Below are 24,699 nucleotides of genomic sequence, written 5' to 3' on the forward strand. Positions count from 1 at the left end.
CGCAAGTCAGGGCGGCTCATACCATATAACGTCCGAAGCGGTCGATTTGCGGCAGTCGAACAGTCAGTTCGTCGCCCGCGGCCGCGGGACATAGCGGCCGTCCTCGAGGCCGGTGAAGAGCTGGGCGACCATCGGGTGAGCGACGGGAGCTCCGGTCTCGTCCACTAGCAGATTCTGCTCGGAGACGTAGGCGATGTAAGTGATTTCCGCGTTTTCGGCCAGCAGGTGATAGAAGGGCTGGTCCTTGCGCGGGCGCACCTCTTCAGGAATCGCGAGCCACCATTCCTCGCTGTTGCTGAAGGTGGGATCGACATCGAAAATCACGCCCCGGAACGAGTAGACCCGGTGGCGAACGATCTGTCCGATCTGGAACTTGGCCTGCCTGATCTCACTCATCTGCGTCGTATTGTGGTGGCAAGGGAACTCGAGAGCGGCCAGTCTACCGGCAGCGGTGTGACGATTGCGGAATAAAGTCGCCCCTTGCGGGCGATTTACGCGGTTTCAATCGGCAGTCCATGCGCGCGGCGGTGGGATTCGTAGAGATCCTTCAACCGTTCGATGCCGGCAAGGCTGCCCGGCTCAGTGCGGTAGGTGCCCGATCCTTCGACGACCTGACCCTGCCAGGCCTCCTCGATCGCGGCGCGCTCGGGGCAGCCGGAGAACCAAGCGATGAACTCGTTGACCTTGGCGAGCAGCCGATAGGAGGACGGCCGCGCGGCCACGCCGACGGCATAGAACCAGGGCTCGGCGGCGAGGTTTCCGGGAATGATCTCGATCCGCTCCCGCCATGGGCTGTCGGCATGCGTGCTGGCCCAATAGTAGATCGGCTTGTCGACGACGAAGGCGTCGACCACGCCGTCGGCCAGGCAATCGTGAATCCGGCTCTGATCGGTATAGGCGATCAGGTTTCCGAGATGGGTCCGGCCGCCGGGCTTGTCGGTATTGGCGCCCCACCGCAGCCCGGCCTGCTCCAAGGTCGTGAAGGCGCCGGGATCGTTGATACAGCCCAGCACCTTGCCGTCGAGGTCGGCGAGCCGCGTAATGCTGCTGTCGCCGCGCCGTCGGGCCAGGACATATTCCAGATAGGTGTAGCTCTCCGAGAAGGCGACGCCGTCATAGACGACATTCGGCGGCAGAGCGCTCCAGACCATATCGGCCGGCGGTTCCTGCGGCGTGCGGCCGATATCCAGCAGCTCCGTGCACAGATCCCACGGATGCTCGACGAACTCGCATTTGACGCCGAGCCACTGCGCGAAGGCGGTCGCGTAATCCACATCGAGACCGCGGAGCGGTTCGCTGGGCCGCGACCGGAAGGACAGGCCGATGAAGGCGGGCTCGATCGCGATCCGGACCATGCCGCGGCGAAGGATCTCGTCGAGTCTGTCGAAGTCCGCCGCAGTGTTCAGATGATTGCGCTTCAAAAGGTCGGCGATGGCAGAAGCGTGGTGGCTTGCAGGACCAGCCAGGCCCTGGAGCAGACCGGCGGTCAGCGCCTGCTCCCACTGCCCCTTGCTCGACACCCGGTCGGAGGCGCTCTGACTGTTGGCCAGCGCCTCGCGGATTACTTGGTTGTTCTCGTGGATCAGCTTGAGCTTGCCGCTCATATCCGTGAACAGGGTATGGAGCTGGCCCAGCGTTTCGCGTACCTGCCCGTCGAGCTTGCCGAGTCCCGTACCGGCTCGGTCGACGACGCCGTTCATGCGTTCCTGCACTGCGGAAAGATCGATCCTCTGGGTGGCCTCGCCGGCGCCCTTCATCGTCCGCTGCGCCAGATCGCGCACTTCCTTGGCGACGATCGCGAAGCCGCGGCCATGCTCGCCGGCATGAGCCGCCTCGATGGTCGCATTGAGAGCCAGGAGATTGATGCTCTTGCCGATATCCTCGATCTCGCCCAGAACCTGCACCACCTGATCGGCCTTGCGGTTCAGTTCCTCGGCGACGCTTTCCAGGTCGTTGCGGACAGTCGAGGTGACGTCGGCGAGCTCCGAGGCGACGCTGGTCTGCAGGGCGGAGGCCGTCTCGGTGCTGGTGGTGATGCCCTCGATCGCACCCTCGAGCGCCTGCTTCAACTTGGTCGAGCGGACATCGATTTCGCCGATCGATTGGATCTGCGTCTCGCCGGCGCGTCGGACATGCTTCTGCAGGTTGTGGATGCTTTCGACGGCGCCGACGACCTGCTCAATCGCCTGTTCGGCCGCGACGATCTGCTGCTGGCGCGCCTCTAGCACCCCCGCCAATCGCCGCACCTCGAGCGACAGCGCGTCGGTCCCGTCGGGGAGCTGCGAGAAGTCGCCGGTCGCGATCGCCGCGAGGCTTGCGACGATCTGCTGATCGCGCGCAGCCAAGGACGGCTCCGAGGCTTGAGTCTGGCCGGTCGCCGCCTCGCCGGCTTCGGCGATGATCTCGGCGTCTGAAACAGAAAGCTTACGTCGGCCAGCCCAGAGGCCCATGTCGTATTGCCCCCCAAGTTCCCCCGAGCCGATGCATGGACCGGCGCTTCATCCTTCCCGCGAGCCGGGAATCAGCGCATGGCGTGTTCACGCCCGGCGCCGGCGATGGTAAGAATTCAGCCTTGCGAAGTGGTTAACGAGCGACGCCCAAATCGGCCGAGATCGCGAGCTCCTGCGCGACAGTCTTCATGTCTTGCTGCAGGAATCTCTCAGGCTTCGGCGATCAGCGCCGAGGGCGACCTGCCATAGGGCCCACAGCACGACCAGGGGAATGCCGAGTTCGAGCATCTCCTCGAACAGCCCCATGACGTCGCCGATGTCGTCGGGAACCGGCATGCTGAACTTGTCTCTCAGGACGCGCGAGGTCGAATCGAGAATCTTCGAAACCGGGACGAGCATCGCCGCCGCCACAATGGAGACGGCATGGCAGCGCCCCTCCCGCAGCCCTTGCCACAGCCGCCGATGATGGGTCGCGAGATAGCGGAGAACGTAATAAATGACGAACAAGGCCACCGCCCCCGCCATGAGCTTCTCGGAAAGCGGAGCCTCGGATCGGATCCAGTAGCTCGTACGCGTCATGCTCTCCGTCGTGAACGCCTTTTGGAACGACAGCTCCCGCGCGGCCATCACAGCGAGGAGGAAGGCCGACTGATAACGGAAGAGCCGGTCGCCGTTCCCGCCCAGAACCAGCCAGAGAATCGCCAGCCCGTAGAGGACCACTGTCATATTCTCGATGACCTGGTTCTCCTGCGACAGCCGCTCCACAGCCGTGAGGTTCAGGGTCAGCAGGATCATGACGACCGCCGTCAGGAGGAATGCCACCGGATAGACGACGGAGTATCGCTGCAGAACAAATGCGCCGATCGAACGGTCAAAAGCCGACCCCTCGGCTTGCAAAGCCGGTGCGCTCGTCACCCGCCCTTCTTTTCCTCCCACCGTCCCCCCTCGGTCTGCTGGTAATAGGTCAGGTCGTGCCCGGCCTTCTTATAGGTCGTCCATCGCCGCCGGGCAGCGGCCACGATATCGGTGTCGTTACCGTCGAAGAGCTCGATGCAGAGCGCGAAGTCGCCGACATGATCCGAGACCGCCCCGTCGGTGAGAAACAGAACCTGGGCGTCGTTCGGATTCTCGTCTTCCGGCGTCAGCCAGATCGGCTGGCGCGCCGCATGCCCGTCGCGCGCGTTGCCATGCGGCAGGAAGCGGCGGTCCTTATAGGTCCAGAGATGGGCCGTCAGCGCCTCGGCCCGCTCCTCTGAACCGGTCATCACGACCGCGCGCTGGCCACGCTCGAAAGTCTTCTCCAGGAGTTGAGGGAGAACCTCTTCGAGGCTGCTCCGCTGCAGTTGATAGAAGCGGACTTCGGTCATCTGTATTCGCCCTCCATCCCGAGCCTGCCGGGAGGCAGGCTCGGGATGGAGATCGCGTTGCCCGACTACTTCTCCTCGTAGTGGTCAGCCACGAAGCGGTCGAGCAGCCGCACGCCGAAGGCGGTCGCGCCTTTCGGAATAATGGGCGCGTCCTTGTCCGACCAAGCCATGCCGGCGATATCGAGATGCGCCCAGGGCGTGTCCTTGACGAAGCGCTGCAGGAACTGCGCGGCGGTGATGCTGCCGCCGTTGCGGCCGCCGACATTCTTCATATCGGCGGCATCCGAGTTGATCTGCTTGTCATAGTTGTCACCGAGGGGCATCCGCCAAAGCGGCTCGCCGACCGTCTTCCCTGCCGCCAGCAGGCGCTCCGCAAGCTCGTCATTGTTGGAGAACAATCCGGCATGCTCCTTGCCCAGCGCAACCATGATCGCGCCCGTGAGCGTCGCCAGATCGACCATGAATTGCGGCTTGAACCGGTCGCGGCAGTACCAGAGCGCATCGGCCAGGACCAGCCGACCCTCCGCGTCGGTGTTGATCACCTCGATGGTTTGCCCGGACATCGAGGTGACGATGTCGCCCGGACGCTGCGCCGTTCCCGAAGGCATGTTCTCGACCAGCCCGACGATGCCGACGGCGTTGACCTTCGCCTTGCGGCCGGCCAGCGCCCGCATCAGGCCGATCACCACGCCGGACCCGGCCATGTCCCACTTCATGTCCTCCATGCCGCCGGCCGGCTTGATGGAAATGCCGCCTGTATCGAAGGTGACGCCCTTGCCGACGAAGGCCACCGGCGCCTGATCCTTTCGTTTCGCGGCGCCCATCCAGCGCATGACGACGAGCTGCGATTCCCGCATGCTGCCCTGCCCGACACCGAGCAAAGCCCCCATGCCGAGCTTCTTCATCTGCTTCTCGCCCAGCACTTCAACCTCGACGCCAAGCTCAGATAGCGTCTTCGCCTGCTCTGCCAAGCTCTCGGGATATATAACGTTTGCCGGCTCCGAGACGAGGTCGCGCGTCATGAAGATTCCGTCGCCGATCCGGTCCAGCGGCTCATAAGCCTTCTTCGCGCCGGCGACATCGTCGGCCATGACGGTCAACTTCTTCAGACTCGGCTTGTTCTCCGGCTTCTCCGTCGTGCGGTATTTGTCGAACCGGTAGCTTCGCAGCCGCGCCCCGAAGGCCAGATTCGCCGCCTGCTCGGCCGGCGAAAGCTTGGCGCCGTCGACCGCATCGATCGCCACCGCGGCCGTCGTCTCGCCGACGCTGTTGAGATGCGACAGGGCTCGGCCGCCGATCGCCTGAAGCGTCAGGGCGTCGAGCGAGGCCGGCTTGCCCAGGCCAACCAGCAGGATGCGGGACAATTCCAGACCGGACGGCGCGATCAGGGGGAGCATGTCGTCGGATTTTCCTTTGAACCGGCTGCCCGCCAGAGCACGAGTCACCGCCCCGTTCGTCTGTCGATCAAGCGCCGCGGCAGTCGAGGTCAGAGTGCGGCCCTCGAGCACGCCGGCAACGATCGCGCCGGAGGTAGGCAGTTCCGATTTGGCAAAAGCGATCTTCATGACCATCCCTTCAACTGTAGCAGTGGCGCAGGCCCTTCACCTCCATACCGGCATTCGACGAACGCCGGAATGAACTTCGTGACGTAGAGGCCCGTTCTCGCGGCAAATTCCGAGAGGCGGCGGTCCGCGGATCTCCACGACCGGACATCGGCGCTGCGCCGCCGATTGGTCATCGACCTGTAGCATAGCGACGCGGCGGGATAAAGCCGGATGCCGAGTGCACGCCGCGGCCTCCAATTGATGCTATGCCGTGACGCGGCGCTCGACATATGATGCCGCGCATGAAGGGCGTAACCCGCTACATCGCAAAGCAAATCGTCGTCGTCGTCCTGTTCGTGACTCTGGCCCTGACGGTAGCGGTTTGGCTCAGCCAATCCCTGCGCTTCGTCGACATGATCATCAATCACGGACTGCCGCTCGGCCTTTCCCTCTACTTCCTGGCGCTGATGATGCCGAGTCTGCTGGCAGTGATCCTGCCGGTGTCCCTGTTCATCGCCGTGATGTTCGTCTATCACAAGCTGATCGTCGATAGCGAATTGGTGGTTCTGCGCGCCGCCGGGCTGAGTCCGGTCGCGATCGCGCGCCCGGCAATGATTCTGGCAAGCATCGTGACACTGATCGGCTTCTCGCTTACCTTGTATTTCCTTCCCGCTTCGTTCAGGGCCTTCAAGGACCTGCAATACACGATCCGGAACAGCTATGCGCAGGTCGTTCTCCAGGAAGGCGTGTTCACCGACATCGCGGACGGCCTCACATTCTTTGCCCGGGAGCGCGACGCGGACGGCGGGCTCAGGGGCGTGCTGGTCTATGACAGCCGCGTCGCCGGGAAGCCCGTCACCTATACCGCCGCCGTCGGCGCCATCGTCACCGGCGACGCGGGACCACGCCTCATCATGCAGGACGGGACCTATCAGCAGGCCCAGAAGGACGATGGCGAGGTGTCGGTGCTCTATTTCGACCGGGCGGTCGTCGAGCTTTCGGAACTGGCGCCGTCGACCGACCCGCGATCGCGCGACGCCAAGGAGCTCTATCTCGAAGAGCTGTTCTTTCCGACCGATGTCCACAACCAGGAGAGACGGGACCGGTTGCGGGTCGAGGGCCATCAGCGGCTGATCACGCCGCTTTATTGCTTCGCCTTTGCCGTGGTCGGGCTGGCGTTCCTGCTCTCCGGCGACTTTCAGCGGCGCGGCCAAATCGGCCGGATCGCCAGCGCCATACTGGCGGTCGTCCTGCTGCAGGTTTTAAGCCTCGGCATGCAGAATCTGGCGGGGCGAATGCCCGCCGCAGTGCCGTTGATGTATCTCGGGCCGCTGGTGCCCACGCTGTTTGGGTTCCTGGTCCTGCTGCAGTCCCGGCGCGGCCGACGGCGTCTGGCGCTCCCACACGGTACACAGTAGTTACGGAAACGGGCCGCCATGACCGTGTCGCTGTCGACGACGCTCTCGCTCTATATCGCCCGGCACTTCCTGCTGTGGTTCGTCTCGGTCCTGCTGGGCATCATCGGCATCATCTATCTTGCCGAGACGATCGAGTTGCTGCGCCGCATCGCCGACAACGAACAGCTCGGCCTAAGCTGGGCGCTGGGGATGGCGGCCTTGAAGACGCCCTTCACCGCGCAGGAGGTTCTGCCCTTCACCGTTCTGGCCAGCGGGCTGGGCGCCTATTGGCAATTGACGCGGTCAAACGAACTGGTCGTCGCCCGCGCCAGCGGTGTGTCGGTTTGGCAGTTCTTGATGCCGGCGCTCGTCGTGGTTCTGATGATCGGCGCCATCCGGGTGATGGCCGTCGACCCCCTGGCGGCGGCGATGATGGGGCGGTTCGAGTATATTTTCGAGCGCGACGAGAGAGGCGGAAGCAGCCTCGCCACTGCATCGGAGAACGGACTCTGGTTGCGACAGGCCGGTTCGCAGGGGCAGTCGATCATTCACGCTGCACGGATCGCGCCCGAAAATCAGGCGCTGCAGCAGGTCACGATCCTGAGCTACACTCCCGATGATCGCTTCGTCGCGCGGATCGACGCCCCAAAGGCGCGGCTTGCCGATGGGTTCTGGACCTTGGAACAGGCGCGGATCACCCGGCCGGACGCACCAACCCGGCGGGAGGACCGTTATCGAATGGCGACGAACATGTCCTTCGATCAGATCGCCGACGGATTCACGTCGTCCCGCGCGCTCTCCTTCTGGGACCTGCCGCGCTACATCGAGGTGCTCGAGAAGACGGGCCTTCCCACGCGACCGCATCGGCTGCAACTGCATCGGCTGATCGCCACGCCGTTGCTGCTGTGCGCCATGGTCCTGCTCGCCGCCACATTCGCGTTGCGGCCACAGCGGCGCGGCGGCGCGGCGCTGCTCATCGGGGCTGGAACCTTGAGCGGTTTCCTGCTCTATTTCCTTTCGGACATCGTCTTCGCCCTGGGCCTGACTTCCAGCATCCCGCTACCGCTCGCGGCCTGGACACCGGCGGGGGTGAGCACGATGCTGGGGATCGCGATGCTCTTACATCTAGAGGACGGTTAGCCGCCCATGCGGAGTTGGGCTTGGGGGATTATTGTCGCGTTGGCGCTTCTGCCCGCGACGTTCAGTCACGCGCAAGAGCCGGTGGATGAGGATGCTCCGATCCTCCTGTCGGCTGATCAGGTCACTTATGACGAGGAGCTCGGCATCGTCGTCGCCTCCGGCAATGTCGAGGTATCGCAGAACGACCGCGTTCTGCTGGCAGACACGCTGACCTACAACGAGCGCACCGCCATCGTCACGGCATCCGGCAATGTCAGTCTGCTGGAACCTAGCGGCGAGGTCATGTTCGCGGACTATGTCGAACTGACCGACGATCTCGAGGAAGGCGTGATCCGGAATATCCGCATCCTGTTGACGGATCAATCCCGAGTCGCCGCGGCGTCGGGCACGCGCACGGACGGCAACCGCACCGAGCTTTCGAAGGCGGTCTTCTCCCCTTGCAATCTCTGCGAGGAGGATCCGACGCGGGCGCCGCTCTGGCAGATCAAGGCGGTCCGCGTGGTTCACGATCAGGAAGAGCAGCTCATCCAGTATCAGGACGCCTGGATGGAGATTTTCGGCATCCCAATCGCGTACACGCCTTATTTCGAGCACCCGGACCCGACGCTGGACCGGAAGAGCGGCTTCCTCTCGCCGACCTTCGGCATCTCCGACGACCTCGGCTTCACGGCCGAGACGCCGTACTATTTCAATATCGCGCCGGACAAGGATGCAACCGTGGCGCCGCTGATCACGAGCAAGCAGAGCGTAGTCCTGCTCGGCGAATACCGCCAGCGGTTCGCTGAAGGCCAGATCGAGCTGGGCGGCAGCGCCACCGTTGCCGAGCATGATGGCCGGCAGGATCAATTCCGCGGCCACATCGACAGTACCGGACGGTTTGACATCAATGACGAATGGCGCTGGGGCTTCGACGCAAACCGCGCGACCGACAAGACCTATCTACGGTTCTACAACTTCGACGACGAGACGATCCTCACCAGCCGCGCCTTCGTCGAGGGGTTCGAGGGGCGAAACTACGCATCGGTGCAGGGCTTAACGTTCCAAGGAACGCGCGACATCGACAACAATGATGAAGCGCCCATCGTTCTGCCATATGCCACCTATGATTATGCAAGCGAACCCGGCTCTTATGGGCAATATCTAACCTTCGATGCGAACGCGATGGCGCTATCGCGAATCGAAGGGCGCAACAGCCGGCGCCTGTCGCTGATCTCCGGCTGGACGCTGCCCTACACCGCGCCCGCCGGCGACATCTATACCGTGGGCGCCCGCCTGCAGACCGATTTGTACTCGGTCGACGGGGTGGACCCCGACTCCAATCTGCAGAATCCGTCCGGCGATACGTTCAGCGGAATCGAGGGCCGGTTCTTCCCTCAGCTGTTTGCGGAGTGGCGCTATCCCCTGGTCCGCCATCATAGCCGGGTGGACGAGGTGCTGGAACCGGTCGCCTCCGTCATCGTCGGGCCGAACAGCGGCAATACGGGTCGCATCCCGAACGAGGATAGCCTCGATATCGAGTTCGACGAAACGAACCTGTTCAGCCCCAACCGGTTCGCCGGGAGAGACCGCGTCGATACGGGCCAGCGGATCAATTATGGGGTGAACTGGAGCCTTTACGGGGCGGGCGACGGATATCTGGAGACCTTTATCGGCCAAAGCTATCAGTTCAACGAAAGCGACGACTTCCGCGAGGGAACGGGGATCGAGGACAATCTGTCGGATGTCGTCGGCCGCGTCGAGGCGTCGCCGAACCGATATCTCGATTTCCTCTACCGGTTTCGCTTCGATTCGGAGACCCTGGAGGCGGAACGGAACGAGGTCCGGCTCAGGGCCGGGCCGCCGATCTTCAGTTTCGGCCTGTCCTATGCGTTCCTGAACGAGGACGCCAACGCGGAGGACGAGTTCGGCGATCGCGAGGAAATCTACGCCACCGTCAACTCGCGGTTCTCCGAGAACTGGTTCGCATCGGTCGCTGGCCGTCACGATCTCGAAGACGGGAAAACCTTGTCCTATGGTGCCGGGATCGGCTATGTCGATGAGTGTATCGAGATCCGCACCACGGCCACGCGCACCTTCTATGAGGACGGGGAGATTGAACCCTCCACCACCTTTCTGCTAACAGTTGGCTTCAAATATCTGGGGGCCTTCGGTGCCGGGTTCTAGCCTGGGCCAGAACCAGCGCCCGCCGCCGGTGCATCGCCTGGACGGTGCGGATTGCCCGGCCATCGAGAGCTTCCTATAGTGCCCGGTGGCGCCTGAAGCCGCCGCACCACGGAGATAGACCATTCCATTGAAGACGCTGTTTCGACTTGCGATCCTTCTCGTTTTCATGGGCATCGCGATACCGGCGCAAGCGCAGGACAGCCTACGGATCGCCGCCGTCGTTAACGATGAAGTGATCTCACTGCTCGACGTCTCCATGCGGATCCGGATGATTCTCGTCTCCTCGCAGCTCGAGGATACGCCCGAGATTCGCCAGCGCCTGATGCCGCAGGTTCTGCGCGGGCTGATCGACGAGAAGCTGCGGCTCCAAGAGGCGGAGCGCCTGGGCGTGACCATACCGCAGGAGGAGATCGACAGTCAGCTGGCCCTGTTGGCGCAGCAGAACAACATGACGCTGCCGCAGTTCGAGGCCGTGCTCAACCGCAATGGCATCCTGCTCGACACCGTGGCGACCCAGATCCACGCCGATCTCGCCTGGACGCGGCTCGTCCGGATGCGGCTCAGCCCATCGATCACGGTGAGCGAGGATGAGATCGACGAAGCCTTGGCCCGCATCGCCAAGAACCAGGGCAAGCCGGAGTATCTGGTTTCCGAGGTCTTCCTTTCCATTGACTCTCCCGACCAGGAACCCCAGGTGAGGGCCGTCGCGGAACGTCTCATCGCCGAGATTCGCCGCGGCGCCGACTTCAGCGCCGTCGCTCGGCAGTTCTCCCAGTCGGCCACCGCGGCGGCCGGGGGCGACATCGGCTGGGTCGGTCCGGGCCAACTCAGCCCGCCGCTCGATGCGGCGATCAGGGCGATGCAGCCGGGCCAGGTTTCCGCGCCGATCCGCGATACCGGCGGTTTGCATATCCTGGCGCTTCGCGACCAACGCCGGGCCGGGATGCCGGAAGAAGGAACGATCAGTCTCAAGCAGGTGTTCCTGCCACTGCCTGCGAGCGCTCCGGATGACGCGGTTGCCGAGGCGAACACCGTGGCACGGTCGGTGGTCGAGCGGGCGAAGAACTGCAGCGATATGACGCGCGTCGCCCGCGAGGTGAACCCCAACGGAAATGTCGACCTTGCCAATGTCAGGATCAGCGATCTGCCGGATATTCTCCGCCCGATCGCCTACAATCTGCCGATCGGAGAGCCGAGCGAACCGCTCAGGGTCGAGACCGGCATCGGAATCTTCATGGTCTGCGAACGTCATATCCCCGAAGCAAGCCTTCCGTCCCGCGACGAGATTGCCGAGCGGATCGGCCGGGAGCGGCTCGATCTGCTGGCCCGCGGCTATATGCGCGACCTGCGCCGCGCCGCCTTCGTGGATCTGAGGGTATGATGGAAATCCGCCTGCCGCCGCTCGCAGTGACGATGGGAGAGCCCGCCGGCATCGGCGGCGAGATCGCGCTGAAGACATGGCTGAACGGGCGCGACGGTGCCAAGTTCTTCCTCATCGACGATCCGGAGCGGCTGACGGAACTGGCGCAGTCTCTCGATCTCAACGTCCCGATCCAGCCGATCGAGGGGCCCGAAGATGCAGCGGCACAGTTCGAAGACGTGCTGCCGGTCCTGCCGCTGACGCTCGGCGCTCCTTCCCGCCCCGGCCAACCCAATCCGGAGCATGCGCTTGCGGTGGTCGAGTCCATCGAGCGCGCGGTCGCGCTGGTGCAGGACGGCCGGGCCGCGGCAATCGTTACCAATCCAATCCGCAAGCAGACACTCTACGAGGCCGGCTTCACGCATCCCGGGCATACGGAGTTCCTCGGCTCGCTGGTGAGCGGCGAGCAGACCCCGATCATGATGCTGGCCTGCCCCGGGCTGCGGGTCGTGCCGGTGACGGTTCATCTGCCGCTGCGAGAGGCGGTCAACCGCCTCACGGGCGATGCCATCGTCGAAGCGGGAACGATCACGGCGGCTGCGTTGCGCCGCGATTTCGGGCTGGAGCAGCCGCGCCTGGCCGTCGCCGCCCTCAATCCGCATGGCGGCGAAGGCGGTCATATCGGCCGCGAGGAGATCGAGATCATCGCGCCGGCGGTGGAACGCCTACGCGCCGAGGGCGTGGAGGTGACCGGACCGGCACCAGCCGATACCCTGTTTCATGCCGCGGCCCGCACACGCTATGACGCGGTTCTGTGCATGTATCACGACCAGGCGATGATCCCGCTCAAGACCATCGATTTCGAGCGCGGCGTCAACATCACCCTGGGCCTGCCCTTCATCCGCACGGGACCCGACCATGGCACAGCCCTGGACATCGCCGGAACCGGCCGCGCCAGCGAGGCCAGCCTGATCGCGGCCTTGAGCACGGCGGCCGCCATGGCGCGACGCCGCGCCTGCGGGCAGCGCCGCTCGGCGGTCGCCTGACGGCGCACCCGCCCGTGTCGGAGCCTGAGACGGGCGCAATCGCCGAACCGAGGGTAACGGAACCGGCCCTGCCGCCGCTGCGCGAGGTGATCGCCCGTTTCGGGCTCGGCGCACGCAAGTCGCTCGGCCAGCATTTCCTGCTCGACCTGAACCTGACCGGGCGCATCGCCCGGGCCGCCGGCGACTTGAGCCGAGGCACGATCATCGAGATCGGACCCGGCCCCGGCGGGCTGACTCGCGCACTGCTGCAGGCCGGTGCTTCGCGGGTCATCGCGATCGAGCGCGACGAGCGCTGCCTCGCCGCGCTGCAGGAGTTGGCTGCTGCCTATCCCGGCCGGCTGGAGCCGATCTTCGGCGACGCGCTTGGGATCGATGCCGCCGCTCTCGGTGAACCGCCGCGCCGGATCGTCGCCAACCTGCCCTACAACATCTCGACCGCGCTGCTGCTGCTCTGGCTGCCGAAGGCCCACGCCTTCGACAGCCTGACGCTGATGTTCCAGAAGGAGGTCGCCGACCGCCTGACCGCGCACCCTCGGACCAAGGACTACGGCCGGCTCTCGGTCCTTACCCAGTGGCTGACCGAGACGCGTCGCCTGTTCGACATTCCGCCGCGCGCCTTCACGCCGCCGCCGAAAGTCACCTCGACGGTGGTCCAGCTAACCCCGCGGCCGGAGCCGCTCTTCCCCGCGGAGATCAGGCGGCTCGAGCGGGTGACCGCCGCGGCCTTCGGTCAGCGCCGCAAGATGCTGCGCCAGAGCCTGCGGACGCTCGGGGTCGATGTCGCCCCCCTGCTCGCAGCGGCGGAAATTCCGGAAACAGCGCGCGCCGAGGAGTTGAGCGTGGCGCAGTTCTGCGCGATCGCGCAGGCGCTGGCGACCGCGGAGCGTCCGACACGCTAAGCTGAAGCGGATTGCGAGTACCCTTGAAGACTGCCTTTGTCATGCCCGGAGTTGATCCGGGCGTCCATCGCGCCGTCGGACGTTACGCATTGTCGAGAACGATCGCGCTGATCGAGCAGATCCTCGGCTGCGCCAAGGCGAAGAGGATGGTATCGACGACCTCCCTGTTGCTGAGGCGATCGCCCTTCTCCTTGCTTCGAGGCTGCTCCCAGCCCAGATCAAGCGGCGACAAATCGTCGAAGTCCGGCGGATAGATCGCAGTGACGCGAATCGACCGCTCCTTCAACTCCTGCCGCAGCAGGTCACTGAAACCCGACTGGCCGTGCTTGGCGGCATGAAAGGCCGCCGACGCCTGCCTTGGAGCATTCGGCAAACCGGCCGTCGAAACGACGTTGATGATATCGGCCGCCAGCGAGCGGCAGAGCCCCGGCAGGAGATGCTTGACCATCAGAATGGATCCGGTCACGGCCGAGTTGACCGTTTCGATGATCTGCGCGGCGGTCGCAGCGTCAATTCCTCCAGCCAGCCAGAGTGCGCCGTTGTTGACCAGTACATCCACGCGATTGTCCTGCGTCAGAACGGACTCGCAGGCCGCCGCGACACTGTCCGGATCGGCGAGGTTGGCCGCGAACGCCGCGGGGATCCGCCCCGTTCGCTCCGCGATGATTTCGGCCGTTTTCTGAGCGCCGTCGATGCTTCGAGCGAGGAGAACGAGTTCGGCGCCCTGATCGGCGAGACAAATCGACAGCGCCTGTCCCAGGCCGCGACTGGCCCCGGTAACGACGACTCTCTTTCCGTTGAATCCGGCGTTGATCAACATTCTATGTTCAACTACTTCCGCGCTCACTGCCCCTCGCGCAGCGCGCGAACGAACTCGTGCAGGCCAATCTGCCGCTCGCGCTTCAGCCGTTCGGCGATCAGGATCGCCTCGACCCGGCGGACGCTGTCCTCGATATCGTGATTGACGATGATGTAGTCGTACTCCGCCCAGTGGCTCATCTCGTCCGCGGCCTTGGCCATGCGCCGGGCGACCTCGGCATCGCTGTCCTGGGCGCGGGCCTTGAGCCGCCGCTCCAGTTCCCTCGTCGAGGGCGGCAGCACGAACACGCTGACCAGGTCCTGCCGGGCACTCTCCGCCAGCTGCTGCGTCCCCTGCCAGTCAATGTCGAACAGCACGTCGCGCCCGGCGCCGAGCGCCTGCTCCACCGGTCCCCGCGGCGTGCCATAGCCATGGCCGAACACAGTGGCGTATTCGAGCAGCGCGCGCTCGTCGACCTTCCGCCGGAACGCGGCGGCGTCGATGAAATAATAATCGACACCCTCGACCTCGCCCGGACGCATCGGCCGCGTGGTCACGGATACCGACATCTGAAGATTGGCATCACGCTCCAGCAGCCGGCGCGAGATGGTGGTCTTGCCGGCACCCGACGGCGACGACAGGACGAGCATCAGGCCGCGACGGCGAATCTCGACATTGGCGGCGCTCTTGGCTCCCACGGCTACCGTTCCCCCCATGCTCCCCACGAACTCTTCCTATTCGATGTTTTGCACCTGCTCGCGCAGCTGCTCGATCGTCGCCTTGAGATCGAGGCCGATTCGCGTCAGCGCCACGTCGGAGGATTTCGAGCAGAGCGTATTGGCCTCGCGGTTGAACTCCTGGCACAGGAAATCGAACTTGCGGCCGATCGGCCCGCCTGCGGTAAGCAGATCGCGGGCGGCGGTAACATGCGCGGCGAGGCGGTCGAGCTCTTCCCGGACATCGGCACGCGTCGCGAGAAGCGCCGCCTCCTGCGCCAGACGCTCGGGCTGAAGCGCCGGCGAGGCTTCCAGCAGCGCCTCGACCTGCATCTTCAGCCGGGCCTTCACGCTGTCCGGCTGAGTCGCTGCGGCCCCGGCGGCGGCGGCGCGCAGAGTCTCGATCTGGTCGAGATGGCCCCGCGCCAGCGCGGCGAGGCGATCGCCCTCCTGCGCGCGCATCCTGCGCAGCGCATCCAACGCCTCCGTCAATCCCGCCTGCACGACCTTGTCCCGCGCAATCCGCGCCTCCTCGTTCTCCTCCGGCTCGATGGATTCGACGACGCCCTTCACCGCCAGAAGCCCGTCGAGTCGCGGCGGCGCCAACTCGATCACGCTGCGCTCCTGCACCTCCTGCACCAGCGCGAGCAGGCGGTCGAGGAGATCGCGATTGATGCGAACCTGGCTTTCGGTGCCGGCGCGCGTAACGGTGAGCGTCACCGAGACGTTGCCACGCTTGCAATAGTCCGGCACCGCGGCACGAACGATAGAATCGAACCGATCGAAGCCCGTCGGCAGCCGGCAGCGGACATCGAGGCTGCGGCCGTTGACGCTTCGGATCTCCCACGCCCAGCGAAGTTCCCCGGGAAGATCCCCGACGCTGCCCTCGGTGCGGGCGAAACCGGTCATGCTGGCAACGGACAAAGGCGGTCCTCCTGATGGAACGCAAGAAATCGGGTGGTCTGATCGCGGGCGGGCGGACTATAAACCGCTAGTACCTGATCGCGCAAATTCGCGAAACGCGTCGTTTCGCGAATTTGCGCGTAAATCAGGTACTTGAAATGAAGTCGATGAACCAACTTTCTACGAAAGTTGATGCTGGTGGCGCCGGCAACAAGCATCCGGCCGCAGGGGCAACAGGAGCATCATGCGCGATCCGCGATCGATCCTGATCACCGGCGCCAGCAGCGGCATCGGCGAAGCGTTGGCCTTGGTCTACGCCCGCCCGGGGATCCGGCTGATCCTGTCCGGACGCGACAGCGCGCGGCTGGCGGCGGTAGCGGCAGCCTGCGGCGGTCGCGGCGCCAGCGTCCGCACCGAGGTGATCGATGTTACTGATTGGGCGGCGATGGCGCGCTGGATCGACCAGGTCGATGCCGAGAGCCCGCTGGAACTCGTCATCGCCAATGCCGGCATCTCAGCCGGGACCTTCGATGGCGGCGAGAGCCCGGATCAGGTGCGGGCGATCTTCGCCACCAATCTCGACGGAGTGCTGAACACGGCGCTGCCGGCCATTCCGCACCTCATGCGCCGCGGCCGCGGCCAGATCGCACTGATGAGCTCGCTTGCCTCCTTCCGCGGCTTTCCAAGTGCCCCGGCTTATTGCGCGAGCAAGGCGGCGGTCCGCGTCTGGGGCGAGGCGCTGCGCGGCGAGTTGCAGGCGCATGGGGTGGGCGTCTCGGTGATCTGCCCCGGCTTCGTCGTCAGCCGGATGACCGCCGGCAACAAGTTTCGCATGCCGTTCCTGATGCAAGCGGATAAGGCGGCGGAGATCGTCCGGCGCGGCCTCGCCCGCAATCAGGCGCGGATCGCCTTTCCCTGGCCGATGTATGCCGGCGCCTGGCTGCTCGGCCTGTTGCCCCCGGTCTTGACGGACCCGTTCATGCGAAAGCTGCCGAAAAAATAGATGCGAAAAAGCTGCCAATTGCCCCCAGTTTCCGCGATCTTGCTCTAGTCGTACGCGACCGTCTCGCATGCATCGATGGGATCCAGCCGATAGGGCTGTCCCTTGCTCCGTTCCGCGAGTCTGCTGATCGGCTCCCGGAAGAACGCATAGGTGGAGTGGTGAACGGGTAGGACATAAGCCGGATGAACCGCTGCGGCGAGCGCCACGACATCGTCCGCCCCCATGCTGATCTGCCCCAACGGGCCGTTCACACCGACGCCGCCGACGTGCGGCACCATTATGTCCGGTCGGCCCAGTGACCTGACTGCCTCCACGACGTCGGCGGTCGGCATGGTATCGCCCGTCCAATACAGCGTGCGTGTCCAGTCGCCCCGGCTGAATGTGATCCAATAGCCGTTGCCTAGGCCAAGAACCCTCGCCGTCGCCGGATCCCGCGAATGGCGCGCCGCCACCGCCGTTATCGTCACACGCCCGGCACCGGCATCAACCTGCCGCGTCTCGCCCCATTCCATGGTATCGAGCGCCTCGAAGCCCTTCCCAGCGATAGCCTTCTCGTCGCCGGCGGGAAGGATGATCGGCAGCGACCGATTGAGATCGGCCGCCGCCCGTTGGTCGAAATGATCCGGGTGGGCGTGGCTCAACAGAACGAGATCGACGGTCTTCAGGTCGAGGCCGGAGACCGGGGTCAACCGTCGATGCGTCCGAATCGTCTGGTGATCCGCGTCGTTCGGATCTCCCATGGCGAAGGTCTCGCCGAGGGCCGGATCGGTCAGGATCGTAAGGTCTTCGAACCTGATGACCATCGTGGCGGCGCCGACCCAGGTGATCGCGACATAGGGTGCCGGGGCGTCCGCCTGCACAGCTGATGGTTTGACTTCACCAGCGGCGAAGGCATCACCCGCCAGGGCAACGATCCCAACCGCTCGCAGGAAATTACGTCTCGTCAGCAGCATTCTTCCCTCCGCCTGTGACGGAGGAACGATAGCGCCGCTGCACTCGACGGATTAGTTGGACAATCTTGCACAGTATGTCGCAAAAGATTGTTCAATGACGAGCCTCATACAGATCCAGGCCTTCCTCGAGGTCGCCCGGTCCGGGAGCTTCGCCGCGGCGGGCCGGCGTCTGTCGCTGCCCCGCTCGACGGTCAGTGCCCGCGTGCGCGCCCTGGAAGAGCGGCTGAACGTTCGCCTGCTGCAACGCACGACCCGCCGCGTGGCACTGACGGAGGAAGGCCGCCGGTACATGGAACGCTGCGAGGAGGCCATCGACAGCTTGGCGGCAGCCGAAGCCGAATTGGCCCGGCCGCATGATCTTTCAGGGACGATCCGCATCACGGTGCCAATCGACATGTCGAAGCGCGGGCTCGCCGAGATGCTCGGCGCCTTCGCGGACCGTCATCCCGCGACCCGCATAGAGATCCTCGTCACCGACGAGCCGCTCGATCTCATCGCCGACAATATCGATCTCGCGCTCAGAGGCGGCGCAGCGGGAAGCGCCGGGCTCGTGGCGCGAAAGCTGGGTGAAGGGACGCTCGCCTTCTACGCCAGTCCGCAATACGTGGCCGAACGCCTGCCGACGCGAACGCTCTCGAACCTTTCGGAGCACGTCATCCATGATCCCGCGCGCCGGTTGGCGGGACGATCCGGGGCGAGGGCACAAGCCGGACAGATTGGAACGCGGAACTTCGAACTCGCCAAGATGCTGGCCACTCGGTCACGGGGCATCGCCCTTCTGCCGGAAGGCATCTGCACCGGAGAGGTGGCATCGGGCACGCTCCTGCGACTTTCCTGTGAAGAGCCGGTACCTGCGCTGCCGTTGTACCTCGTCATGCCGTCGCGGCGGCATCTGCCGGCGCGGGTGAGAGCCTTCATCGACTTCCTGACAGCGCCCGAAGTGCGATCGCTGATCCTTTGACCTTCCTGTTCGTTCTGGTCTGTACGACATTCGCACTCCGAGATCGAAGGATCGGCTCCGATCGTCTGCCAAGACGTCCGTTCGCGAAAGAGGTCAGGGCCCAGGTGATGCGCCGACGGCTCCGCCCCCGCTGGATACGCTGTAACATGGTCGGCGGATGCTCTAGCAGAAGCTGGCGCCGGCTATTGCCGCATAAGCGCACGCCAGCGGGCGACGTTGCGGTTGTGCTCCGCGAGAGTCTTGGCGAAGGCATGGCCGCCATTGCCGTCGGCCACGAAATAGAGCTCGTCGGTCTGCATCGGATTCAGCACCGCCTCGATCGCGGCCCGACCGGGATGGGCGATCGGCCCCGGCGGCAGGCCCGGATTCATATAGGTATTGTAGGGATGGTCGTTGGCGAGGTCGCGGCGGGTCAGAGAACGCCCGAGCACCTCCTTGCCCTGCGTCACCGCATAGATGACTGTCGGGTCCGACTGCAGCGGCATTCCCATGTTCAGGCGGTTGATGAAGACGGCGGCGACGCGCGGCCGCTCCGACGCGACCCCCGTCTCCTTCTCCACGATCGAGGCGAGAGTCAGGGCTTCACGCGGGGTCCGCAGCGGTAGATTCGGCGCCCGGTCCAGCCAGAGCTCCGCCAACGCCTCATCCATCGCCCCCGCCATCCGCTCGAGAAGCGCGGCGCGGCTGTCGCCCCAGGAATAGAAGTAGGTTTCGGGCAGCAATGTGCCCTGGTCCGGCCACTCGGAATCGGGCGGCAGATCGCCCTCCAACCCCTCCGCCTCCGCCAGGAGAGCCATGATCTCGGCCGTCGTCAGGCCTTCCGCGACCGTCAGGCGGCGCCGCACGGTGCGGCCCTCGATCATCGTCTCCATCACCTGCCGGCTGCTGACGCCGGCCGGAAACCGGTACTCGCCCGCCTGCAGCGGACGCCCGCCGCTGAGCAGCCTCACGCCGAGTGAGAAGAGCCGCGGGCTGTCGATCACGCCGGCATCGGCCAACTGATGGCCGATCGTGTTGACGCCCAGGCCCTGCGGGATCCGGACCGTGGTCTCGACCGTCGCCGGTCCCGGCGCCTCGAACCGCAGATAGCCCCAGAGCGCCGCACCCGCCAGAAAGCCGACGACAACCAGCAGCGCGAGCCCGCCGGCAAGGGCCAGCCGCGTCCGCATCCGGGTTAGGGGGCTCCGACGAAGATCAGGCTCGCATTGGTGCCGCCGAAGCCGAAGGAGTTCGACAGCGCGGCCCGCACCCGCCGTTCCTTCGCCTGCTTGGGCACGAGATCCAGATCACAGCTCGGCGAGGGGTTATCGAGATTGAGCGTCGGCGGCACGACGCCGTCGCGGATCGCCAGGATCGAGAAGATCGCCTCAACGCTGCCAGCGGCGCCGAGCAGATGCCCGATCGCCGATTTGGTCGACGACATCGACAGCTTGTAGGCGGCGTCGCCGAAGACGCGCTTGACCGCGCCCAGCTCGATCTCGTCGCCGAGCGGAGTCGAGGTGCCGTGCGCGTTGATATAGTCGATATCCTCGGGGTTCAGATTCGCCCGTTTGAGGGCGTTGCGCATGGCGCGGAAGCCGCCATTGCCGTCTTCCGCCGGCGCCGTGATGTGATAAGCGTCGCCCGACAGGCCATAGCCGATCACCTCGCCATAGATCGTCGCGCCGCGCTTCTTCGCGTGCTCGAGCTCCTCGAGAACGACGGCGCCCGCGCCCTCACCCATCACGAAGCCGTCGCGGTCGACGTCCCAGGGACGCGAGGCGCGTTCCGGGGTGTCGTTGAAACCGGTCGATAGCGCCCGGGCAGCCGCAAATCCGGCGATGCCGATGCGGCAGATCGTCGCCTCGGCCCCGCCGGCCACCATCACATCGGCATCATCCAGCGCGATCAGCCGCGCCGCATCGCCGATCGCATGGGCGCCGGTGGAGCAGGCTGTGACGACCGAATGATTGGGACCCTTGAAGCCGAACTTGATCGACACATGGCCCGAGGCGAGGTTGATCAGCGAGGCCGGGATGAAGAACGGGCTCAGCCGACGAGGACCCCGCTCATGCAGCGTGATCGATCCCTCATAGATGCCCTGAAGCCCGCCGATGCCTGAGCCGATCATGACGCCGGTGCGTTCGAGTTCCTCCTCGTCCTCCGGTGTCCAGCCGGCATCCTCCACCGCCTGGGTGGCGGCGCCCACCGCATAGACGATGAACGGATCCATCTTCCGCTGGTCCTTGGGCGGAACATATTCGTCGGCGTTGAAGTGCCCGTGAGCGGACTCGCCCAGCGGGACCTCCCCGGCGACCTTGCAAGGCAGATCGGACACATCGCAGCGCTGAACGCCGCGCACACCCGATTCCCCATTGAGAAGACGATCCCAGGTCGTCTTCACGCCCGAACCGAGTGGCGTGACGAGACCAAGACCGGTGATAACCACACGTCGCATTAAAGGACCATCAGAAAGTCGATGGGCAAGCTAAGACACCTCCGAAGTCGGCGTCGGCGGAGCATCGCCGGGACGTCCGCGACGGCAGGCTCAGGAGTTTTCTTCGATGAAAGTGATCGCGTCCTTCACCGTGAGGATCTTCTCGGCGGCATCGTCCGGAATCTCGACGCCGAACTCTTCCTCGAAGGCCATCACGAGCTCGACGGTATCGAGACTGTCCGCCCCGAGATCATCGATGAAGCTTGCCCCTTCCGTCACCTTCGATTCGTCGACGCCCAGATGCTCAACGACAATTTTCTTCACGCGCTCGGCGATATCACTCATGGTCTCGATCCTCAAACATATTGCTGGATTTCTTGGAGACGGTGTCCAGCTTCGTCGCCGACCCCGACGTTACGGCAGATTCGCCACCGGTTCCGCCCGGCGATGAGAGCGCCGTCCATTAACATAGTTGCAGCCCTTTGACTAGCGCCCCCTTGACGAGAGCCCGGTCGACAACAATGTCGAGAAGTCATGGGCGCTGCCCCCTTTTTCCGGCGCGCTATATCATGGCCATCCCACCATTCACATGCAAGGTCTGGCCGGTCACGTAAGCGGCCTCGTCGCTGGCCAGGAAAACGACGCTGGATGCGACGTCCTTGCTGTCGCCCAGGCGGCCGGACGGAATCGCGGCAAGCAGCCGCGTGCGTTGAGTTTCGTTGAGCGCCGCGGTCATCGGCGTCTCGATAAAGCCGGGAGCGACGCAGTTCACGGTCACGCTGCGCGATGCGACCTCGGCCGCCAGCGCCTTGGACATGCCGATCATGCCGGCTTTGGCAGCGGCGTAGTTCGCCTGGCCCGGATTGCCGGTGACACCAACGATGGAAGTAATGCCGATGATGCGTCCCCAGCGACGCTTCGTCATGCCGCGCAGGCAGGCGCGCGCCAACCGAAAGGCGGCCGTGAGATTGACGTCGAGGACCGTCTGCCAGTCCTCGTCCTTCATCCGCAGCGCCAGCATGTCGCGTGTGAGACCGGCATTGTTGACCAGGATGTCGACCTGCCCCATCGCCTCTTCGGCGTCGCCGTAAAGCTGCTCGGTCGCAGCCGCATCGGACAGGTCGCCCGGCAGAACATGCGCCCGCCCTTCGAGCGTGCTCGCAAGCGCCTGCAGCGCCTCGAGTCGCGTGCCCGACAAGCCAACCGTCGCGCCCTGGGTATGCAGCGCCCGGGCGATGGCGCCGCCGATGCCACCCGAGGCACCGGTGACGAGGGCAGTCTTCCCTGTCAGATCGAACATACGCGACTTCCTCTCATCATCTCCCCTCTCCTCTCTTGGGCGAAGAAGGGTCCCGTCACGACGCAATGCGGCGGTGAAGGCTCAATATAAAAACTTCCTAAACGAAGGCTTAATAACGCCTCATATGCCCGCAGGGCGAGAGGGAGTTTCCTTCTACGACTTACAAGGTCTTCGCAACGGCCTCGACGTCGGCCGCCTGACCGACGGCAGCGGCATCGAGCTCGCGATCGATGCGGCGCGTCAAGCCAGTCAGGACCTTGCCGGCGCCCAGCTCGACGAGACTGGTTACACCCTTTTCCTTCATGAAAAGAACGCTTTCGCGCCACCGCACCATGCCGGTGACCTGTTCCACCAGCAGGCGGCGAATGGTTTCGGGATCGGAGACGGCGGCCGCGGTGACGTTGGCGACCAGCGGCACCGCCGGCATCGCCAGCGCAACCGTTGCAAGCGCCTCGGCCATGACATCGGCCGCCGGCTGCATCAGCGAACAATGGAAGGGGGCGCTGACCGGCAGCAGCACGCTTCGCTTGGCGCCGCGCTCGGCGGCCAGGGTCAGCGCACGCTCGACCGCGGCGCGCGAGCCGCTGATCACCACCTGTCCCGGCGCGTTGTCGTTGGCCGTGGCGCAGACCTCGCCCGGCTTGCCGGCCGCGAGCGCCGCCTCGGCAATCTCCATGGCAGCCGGCAGGTCGACGCCGAGCAACGCGGCCATCGCGCCCTCACCCACCGGCACGGCCTGCTGCATCGCCTGACCGCGCCGCTTGAGAAGACGCGCCGCGTCCGCCAGCTGCAGCGTGCCGGCCGCGGCAAGCGCCGAGTACTCTCCGAGCGAGTGACCGGCGACGAACGCCGCCTTGTCGGCGAGTCGGAGTCCGGCTTCCGCTTCCAGCACGCGCAACGCCGCCATACTCACCGCCATCAAGGCGGGTTGGGCGTTCTCGGTCAGCGTGAGATCGGCTTCCGGCCCCTCGAACATCAGGCGCGTCAGACGCTGCTCAAGCGCATCGTCGATCTCCTCGAAGACAAGACGCGCGGCCGGGAAGGCCTCGGCCAAGCCTTGCCCCATCCCGACCGCCTGCGAACCTTGTCCCGGAAAGACGAACGCCCGTGTCATCAAAAATGCCCCCAATGCCCGTTCACGGTGATCCCCTCACGCCAACGCTTGCATTCCAAGCGTTGCGATCGGACCACGAAATCAATTCGACTCAGCCAATGGGATGAATGTCATTCCTTGGCATAGAACCACTCCTGCACAGCAAACCGCAACAAAGCGGCGGCATTCATAACGCGTCGTCTTCCACTGTCAAGTCGCAGGACATGCGCGGGAGAAATCGAATCAGAACCCTGACTCGCCATCCGGTCAGGGGCCGTTTCGAAAGAAGGAAGCGAGACAGCACACAATCCGGAGGACAGCAGTCACCCGTCTGCGTCTCTCACCAGTACCGTAAGTTGGTCTTCCCCGACGTCCTCTTCGATATGGGTCCAGCCTCGCTTTACGTAGAAGTCGCGTCGTTCGCGAGAGGCACACAGGTACGTGCGACGGATGCCTAGAACAAAGGCTGCTTGGGTTGCCCGGTCCACGAGCGCAGCTCCGACACCCCGCATCCGATACTCCGGATCGACCCAAATCGCAGCAACCCAAGGAGAGTACCGTGAGCGCTCTGACAAATCCGAGACAATGACTGAGGTCGTGCCGACAAACGTTGCTCCGTCATGTGCGACCAATGTGAATGGAATTGGCTCAGCGCTCATGCTCTCATGCAAGCGTCCGGCAATATCGTCGACGGGATAACCGTAAGGCTTCCACCACGCCCGCCAGACACGATCAACAACCGCATCGAAGAACTCGGGCTGCTGACGCAGATCGGCAATTGCGAGGTTTTCTTGTGGTGCTATTGCCATTCGACTCGCTTCCAACAGAGCCTCCCTTTACGCCGCATCCGTGATGCTGCTTACTCACCATATCGCGAGAACATCATGAGTTTCGAAACAGACTCTCAGCACGAGAAGCCGATTTGCAGGGCCGATTTGCCGGTCGCCCGAAAAGGGTCACTGGCGATCCCACGGGCCATCTTTGTAAACCTTCGTTAAGCCTTTGGTAACTACGGCGACGTCAGGCTAAGCCCTCACCCAATTGCGATAGATCAAACCGATGTCGGCCTGCCAGGATATCGAACTCGACATCCTCAAAGCGTCATCACGCCCCGTTCAGGTCGAGACATCCTCCTCCGCAAGGGACTGGGATGAGACTCACGTCATATAAATTCGCTTCCGCGCTTTCG

Annotated in this window: 23 protein-coding genes; 8 read left to right on the forward strand and 15 right to left on the reverse strand. The window is 64.6% G+C overall.

Annotated features, from left to right (window positions below):
- Positions 1 to 63: 63 nt before the first annotated feature.
- The 5 genes from hspQ to DT069_RS07110 all read right to left on the reverse strand — a co-directional run bounded on the left by hspQ (position 64) and on the right by DT069_RS07110 (position 5,382).
- Positions 64 to 396, reverse strand: a complete 333-nt coding sequence (gene hspQ / locus DT069_RS07090) for a heat shock protein HspQ (RefSeq protein ID WP_119459576.1) — start codon at positions 394 to 396, stop codon at positions 64 to 66.
- A 95-nt stretch (positions 397 to 491) separates the two neighbouring features.
- Positions 492 to 2,450: a methyl-accepting chemotaxis protein gene (locus tag DT069_RS07095; RefSeq protein ID WP_119459577.1), complete on the reverse strand. Its 1,959-nt coding sequence runs from the start codon at positions 2,448 to 2,450 to the stop codon at positions 492 to 494.
- 186 nt (positions 2,451 to 2,636) lie between these two features.
- On the reverse strand, positions 2,637 to 3,365 hold the full coding sequence (locus DT069_RS07100; RefSeq protein WP_119459578.1) for a hypothetical protein: 729 nt from the start codon (positions 3,363 to 3,365) through the stop codon (positions 2,637 to 2,639).
- Entirely contained in the window at positions 3,362 to 3,817 is a 456-nt protein-coding gene (locus tag DT069_RS07105) for a DNA polymerase III subunit chi (RefSeq protein ID WP_119459579.1), read from the reverse strand. Before DT069_RS07105 ends, DT069_RS07100 begins: the two co-directional genes overlap by 4 nt.
- Positions 3,818 to 3,882: 65 nt before the next feature.
- Positions 3,883 to 5,382 (reverse strand): leucyl aminopeptidase, encoded by a 1,500-nt coding sequence (locus tag DT069_RS07110; RefSeq protein ID WP_119459725.1) that lies wholly within the window; start codon positions 5,380 to 5,382, stop codon positions 3,883 to 3,885.
- A gap of 281 nt (positions 5,383 to 5,663) precedes the next feature.
- On the opposite strand from DT069_RS07110, the gene lptF reads away from it, so the two are divergent.
- The 6 genes from lptF (at position 5,664) to rsmA (ending at position 13,366) form a co-directional block, all read left to right on the forward strand.
- A complete protein-coding gene (gene lptF / locus DT069_RS07115; protein ID WP_162913027.1) occupies positions 5,664 to 6,779 on the forward strand; it encodes an LPS export ABC transporter permease LptF in 1,116 nt (371 codons plus the stop codon).
- A gap of 18 nt (positions 6,780 to 6,797) precedes the next feature.
- Positions 6,798 to 7,898 carry an LPS export ABC transporter permease LptG gene (gene lptG / locus DT069_RS07120; RefSeq protein WP_119459581.1) on the forward strand — a complete coding sequence of 367 codons (1,101 nt, stop codon included), beginning with the start codon at positions 6,798 to 6,800 and terminating at the stop codon, positions 7,896 to 7,898.
- 39 nt (positions 7,899 to 7,937) lie between these two features.
- A complete protein-coding gene (locus DT069_RS07125) occupies positions 7,938 to 10,061 on the forward strand; it encodes an LPS-assembly protein LptD (protein WP_162913028.1) in 2,124 nt (707 codons plus the stop codon).
- A gap of 127 nt (positions 10,062 to 10,188) precedes the next feature.
- Positions 10,189 to 11,442 carry a peptidylprolyl isomerase gene (locus DT069_RS07130; RefSeq protein ID WP_119459583.1) on the forward strand — a complete coding sequence of 418 codons (1,254 nt, stop codon included), beginning with the start codon at positions 10,189 to 10,191 and terminating at the stop codon, positions 11,440 to 11,442.
- A complete protein-coding gene (gene pdxA / locus DT069_RS07135) occupies positions 11,439 to 12,467 on the forward strand; it encodes a 4-hydroxythreonine-4-phosphate dehydrogenase PdxA (RefSeq protein ID WP_119459584.1) in 1,029 nt (342 codons plus the stop codon). The genes DT069_RS07130 and pdxA overlap by 4 nt, the downstream gene beginning before the upstream one ends.
- Before the next feature lie 14 nt (positions 12,468 to 12,481).
- The gene (rsmA, locus tag DT069_RS07140) at positions 12,482 to 13,366 is read left to right on the forward strand and encodes a 16S rRNA (adenine(1518)-N(6)/adenine(1519)-N(6))-dimethyltransferase RsmA (protein ID WP_425450074.1); all 885 of its coding nucleotides are present in this window, start codon (positions 12,482 to 12,484) and stop codon (positions 13,364 to 13,366) included.
- An 82-nt stretch (positions 13,367 to 13,448) separates the two neighbouring features.
- Here rsmA and DT069_RS07145 read toward each other — a convergent pair whose 3' ends face one another.
- From DT069_RS07145 to DT069_RS07155, 3 genes are all read right to left on the reverse strand, one after another.
- Positions 13,449 to 14,186, reverse strand: a complete 738-nt coding sequence (locus DT069_RS07145) for an SDR family oxidoreductase (RefSeq protein ID WP_119459585.1) — start codon at positions 14,184 to 14,186, stop codon at positions 13,449 to 13,451.
- 23 nt (positions 14,187 to 14,209) lie between these two features.
- On the reverse strand, positions 14,210 to 14,815 hold the full coding sequence (gene gmk / locus DT069_RS07150; RefSeq protein ID WP_425450088.1) for a guanylate kinase: 606 nt from the start codon (positions 14,813 to 14,815) through the stop codon (positions 14,210 to 14,212).
- An 84-nt stretch (positions 14,816 to 14,899) separates the two neighbouring features.
- On the reverse strand, positions 14,900 to 15,805 hold the full coding sequence (locus tag DT069_RS07155; protein ID WP_162913029.1) for a YicC/YloC family endoribonuclease: 906 nt from the start codon (positions 15,803 to 15,805) through the stop codon (positions 14,900 to 14,902).
- Between the two features lie 223 nt (positions 15,806 to 16,028).
- On the opposite strand from DT069_RS07155, the gene DT069_RS07160 reads away from it, so the two are divergent.
- The gene (locus tag DT069_RS07160; RefSeq protein ID WP_119459588.1) at positions 16,029 to 16,787 is read left to right on the forward strand and encodes an SDR family NAD(P)-dependent oxidoreductase; all 759 of its coding nucleotides are present in this window, start codon (positions 16,029 to 16,031) and stop codon (positions 16,785 to 16,787) included.
- Positions 16,788 to 16,831: 44 nt separating this feature from the next.
- Here the strand turns inward: DT069_RS07160 and DT069_RS07165 are convergent, their stop codons facing one another.
- On the reverse strand, positions 16,832 to 17,740 hold the full coding sequence (locus tag DT069_RS07165; protein ID WP_119459589.1) for an MBL fold metallo-hydrolase: 909 nt from the start codon (positions 17,738 to 17,740) through the stop codon (positions 16,832 to 16,834).
- Between the two features lie 94 nt (positions 17,741 to 17,834).
- Between DT069_RS07165 and DT069_RS07170 the strand changes: the two genes are divergently transcribed.
- On the forward strand, positions 17,835 to 18,701 hold the full coding sequence (locus DT069_RS07170; RefSeq protein ID WP_119459590.1) for a LysR family transcriptional regulator: 867 nt from the start codon (positions 17,835 to 17,837) through the stop codon (positions 18,699 to 18,701).
- A 182-nt stretch (positions 18,702 to 18,883) separates the two neighbouring features.
- On the opposite strand, the gene mltG is transcribed toward DT069_RS07170, so the two are convergent.
- The 6 genes from mltG to DT069_RS07200 form a co-directional block, all read right to left on the reverse strand.
- On the reverse strand, positions 18,884 to 19,870 hold the full coding sequence (mltG, locus tag DT069_RS07175; RefSeq protein ID WP_119459591.1) for an endolytic transglycosylase MltG: 987 nt from the start codon (positions 19,868 to 19,870) through the stop codon (positions 18,884 to 18,886).
- 5 nt (positions 19,871 to 19,875) lie between these two features.
- Positions 19,876 to 21,138: a beta-ketoacyl-ACP synthase II gene (fabF, locus tag DT069_RS07180; RefSeq protein ID WP_119459592.1), complete on the reverse strand. Its 1,263-nt coding sequence runs from the start codon at positions 21,136 to 21,138 to the stop codon at positions 19,876 to 19,878.
- A gap of 90 nt (positions 21,139 to 21,228) precedes the next feature.
- Positions 21,229 to 21,462: an acyl carrier protein gene (locus DT069_RS07185; RefSeq protein WP_119459593.1), complete on the reverse strand. Its 234-nt coding sequence runs from the start codon at positions 21,460 to 21,462 to the stop codon at positions 21,229 to 21,231.
- Positions 21,463 to 21,679: 217 nt separating this feature from the next.
- On the reverse strand, positions 21,680 to 22,417 hold the full coding sequence (gene fabG / locus DT069_RS07190; protein WP_119459594.1) for a 3-oxoacyl-[acyl-carrier-protein] reductase: 738 nt from the start codon (positions 22,415 to 22,417) through the stop codon (positions 21,680 to 21,682).
- Between the two features lie 160 nt (positions 22,418 to 22,577).
- A complete protein-coding gene (gene fabD / locus DT069_RS07195) occupies positions 22,578 to 23,531 on the reverse strand; it encodes an ACP S-malonyltransferase (RefSeq protein WP_119459595.1) in 954 nt (317 codons plus the stop codon).
- Positions 23,532 to 23,833: 302 nt separating this feature from the next.
- Positions 23,834 to 24,319 carry a GNAT family N-acetyltransferase gene (locus DT069_RS07200; protein WP_119459596.1) on the reverse strand — a complete coding sequence of 162 codons (486 nt, stop codon included), beginning with the start codon at positions 24,317 to 24,319 and terminating at the stop codon, positions 23,834 to 23,836.
- Positions 24,320 to 24,699: the final 380 nt, after the last annotated feature.

It is taken from the genome of Virgifigura deserti, assembly GCA_003576685.1.
GTDB classification, from domain to species: domain Bacteria; phylum Pseudomonadota; class Alphaproteobacteria; order Dongiales; family Dongiaceae; genus Virgifigura; species Virgifigura deserti.

What these genes read in the sequence shown, in the direction of transcription:
- hspQ (WP_119459576.1), bottom strand. Translation starts at nt 396, where the DNA reads ATGAGTGAGATCAGGCAGGCCAAGTTCCAGATCGGACAGATCGTTCGC.
- gmk (WP_425450088.1), bottom strand. Translation starts at nt 14,815, where the DNA reads ATGCTCGTCCTGTCGTCGCCGTCGGGTGCCGGCAAGACCACCATCTCG.
- lptG (WP_119459581.1), top strand. Translation starts at nt 6,798, where the DNA reads ATGACCGTGTCGCTGTCGACGACGCTCTCGCTCTATATCGCCCGGCAC.
- DT069_RS07170 (WP_119459590.1), top strand. Translation starts at nt 17,835, where the DNA reads ATGACGAGCCTCATACAGATCCAGGCCTTCCTCGAGGTCGCCCGGTCC.
- fabG (WP_119459594.1), bottom strand. Translation starts at nt 22,417, where the DNA reads ATGTTCGATCTGACAGGGAAGACTGCCCTCGTCACCGGTGCCTCGGGT.
- pdxA (WP_119459584.1), top strand. Translation starts at nt 11,439, where the DNA reads ATGATGGAAATCCGCCTGCCGCCGCTCGCAGTGACGATGGGAGAGCCC.
- mltG (WP_119459591.1), bottom strand. Translation starts at nt 19,870, where the DNA reads ATGCGGACGCGGCTGGCCCTTGCCGGCGGGCTCGCGCTGCTGGTTGTC.
- DT069_RS07110 (WP_119459725.1), bottom strand. Translation starts at nt 5,382, where the DNA reads ATGAAGATCGCTTTTGCCAAATCGGAACTGCCTACCTCCGGCGCGATC.
- DT069_RS07105 (WP_119459579.1), bottom strand. Translation starts at nt 3,817, where the DNA reads ATGACCGAAGTCCGCTTCTATCAACTGCAGCGGAGCAGCCTCGAAGAG.
- DT069_RS07200 (WP_119459596.1), bottom strand. Translation starts at nt 24,319, where the DNA reads ATGGCAATAGCACCACAAGAAAACCTCGCAATTGCCGATCTGCGTCAG.
- fabD (WP_119459595.1), bottom strand. Translation starts at nt 23,531, where the DNA reads ATGACACGGGCGTTCGTCTTTCCGGGACAAGGTTCGCAGGCGGTCGGG.
- lptF (WP_162913027.1), top strand. Translation starts at nt 5,664, where the DNA reads ATGAAGGGCGTAACCCGCTACATCGCAAAGCAAATCGTCGTCGTCGTC.
- DT069_RS07165 (WP_119459589.1), bottom strand. Translation starts at nt 17,740, where the DNA reads ATGCTGCTGACGAGACGTAATTTCCTGCGAGCGGTTGGGATCGTTGCC.
- DT069_RS07160 (WP_119459588.1), top strand. Translation starts at nt 16,029, where the DNA reads ATGCGCGATCCGCGATCGATCCTGATCACCGGCGCCAGCAGCGGCATC.
- DT069_RS07095 (WP_119459577.1), bottom strand. Translation starts at nt 2,450, where the DNA reads ATGGGCCTCTGGGCTGGCCGACGTAAGCTTTCTGTTTCAGACGCCGAG.
- fabF (WP_119459592.1), bottom strand. Translation starts at nt 21,138, where the DNA reads ATGCGACGTGTGGTTATCACCGGTCTTGGTCTCGTCACGCCACTCGGT.
- DT069_RS07145 (WP_119459585.1), bottom strand. Translation starts at nt 14,186, where the DNA reads ATGTTGATCAACGCCGGATTCAACGGAAAGAGAGTCGTCGTTACCGGG.
- DT069_RS07185 (WP_119459593.1), bottom strand. Translation starts at nt 21,462, where the DNA reads ATGAGTGATATCGCCGAGCGCGTGAAGAAAATTGTCGTTGAGCATCTG.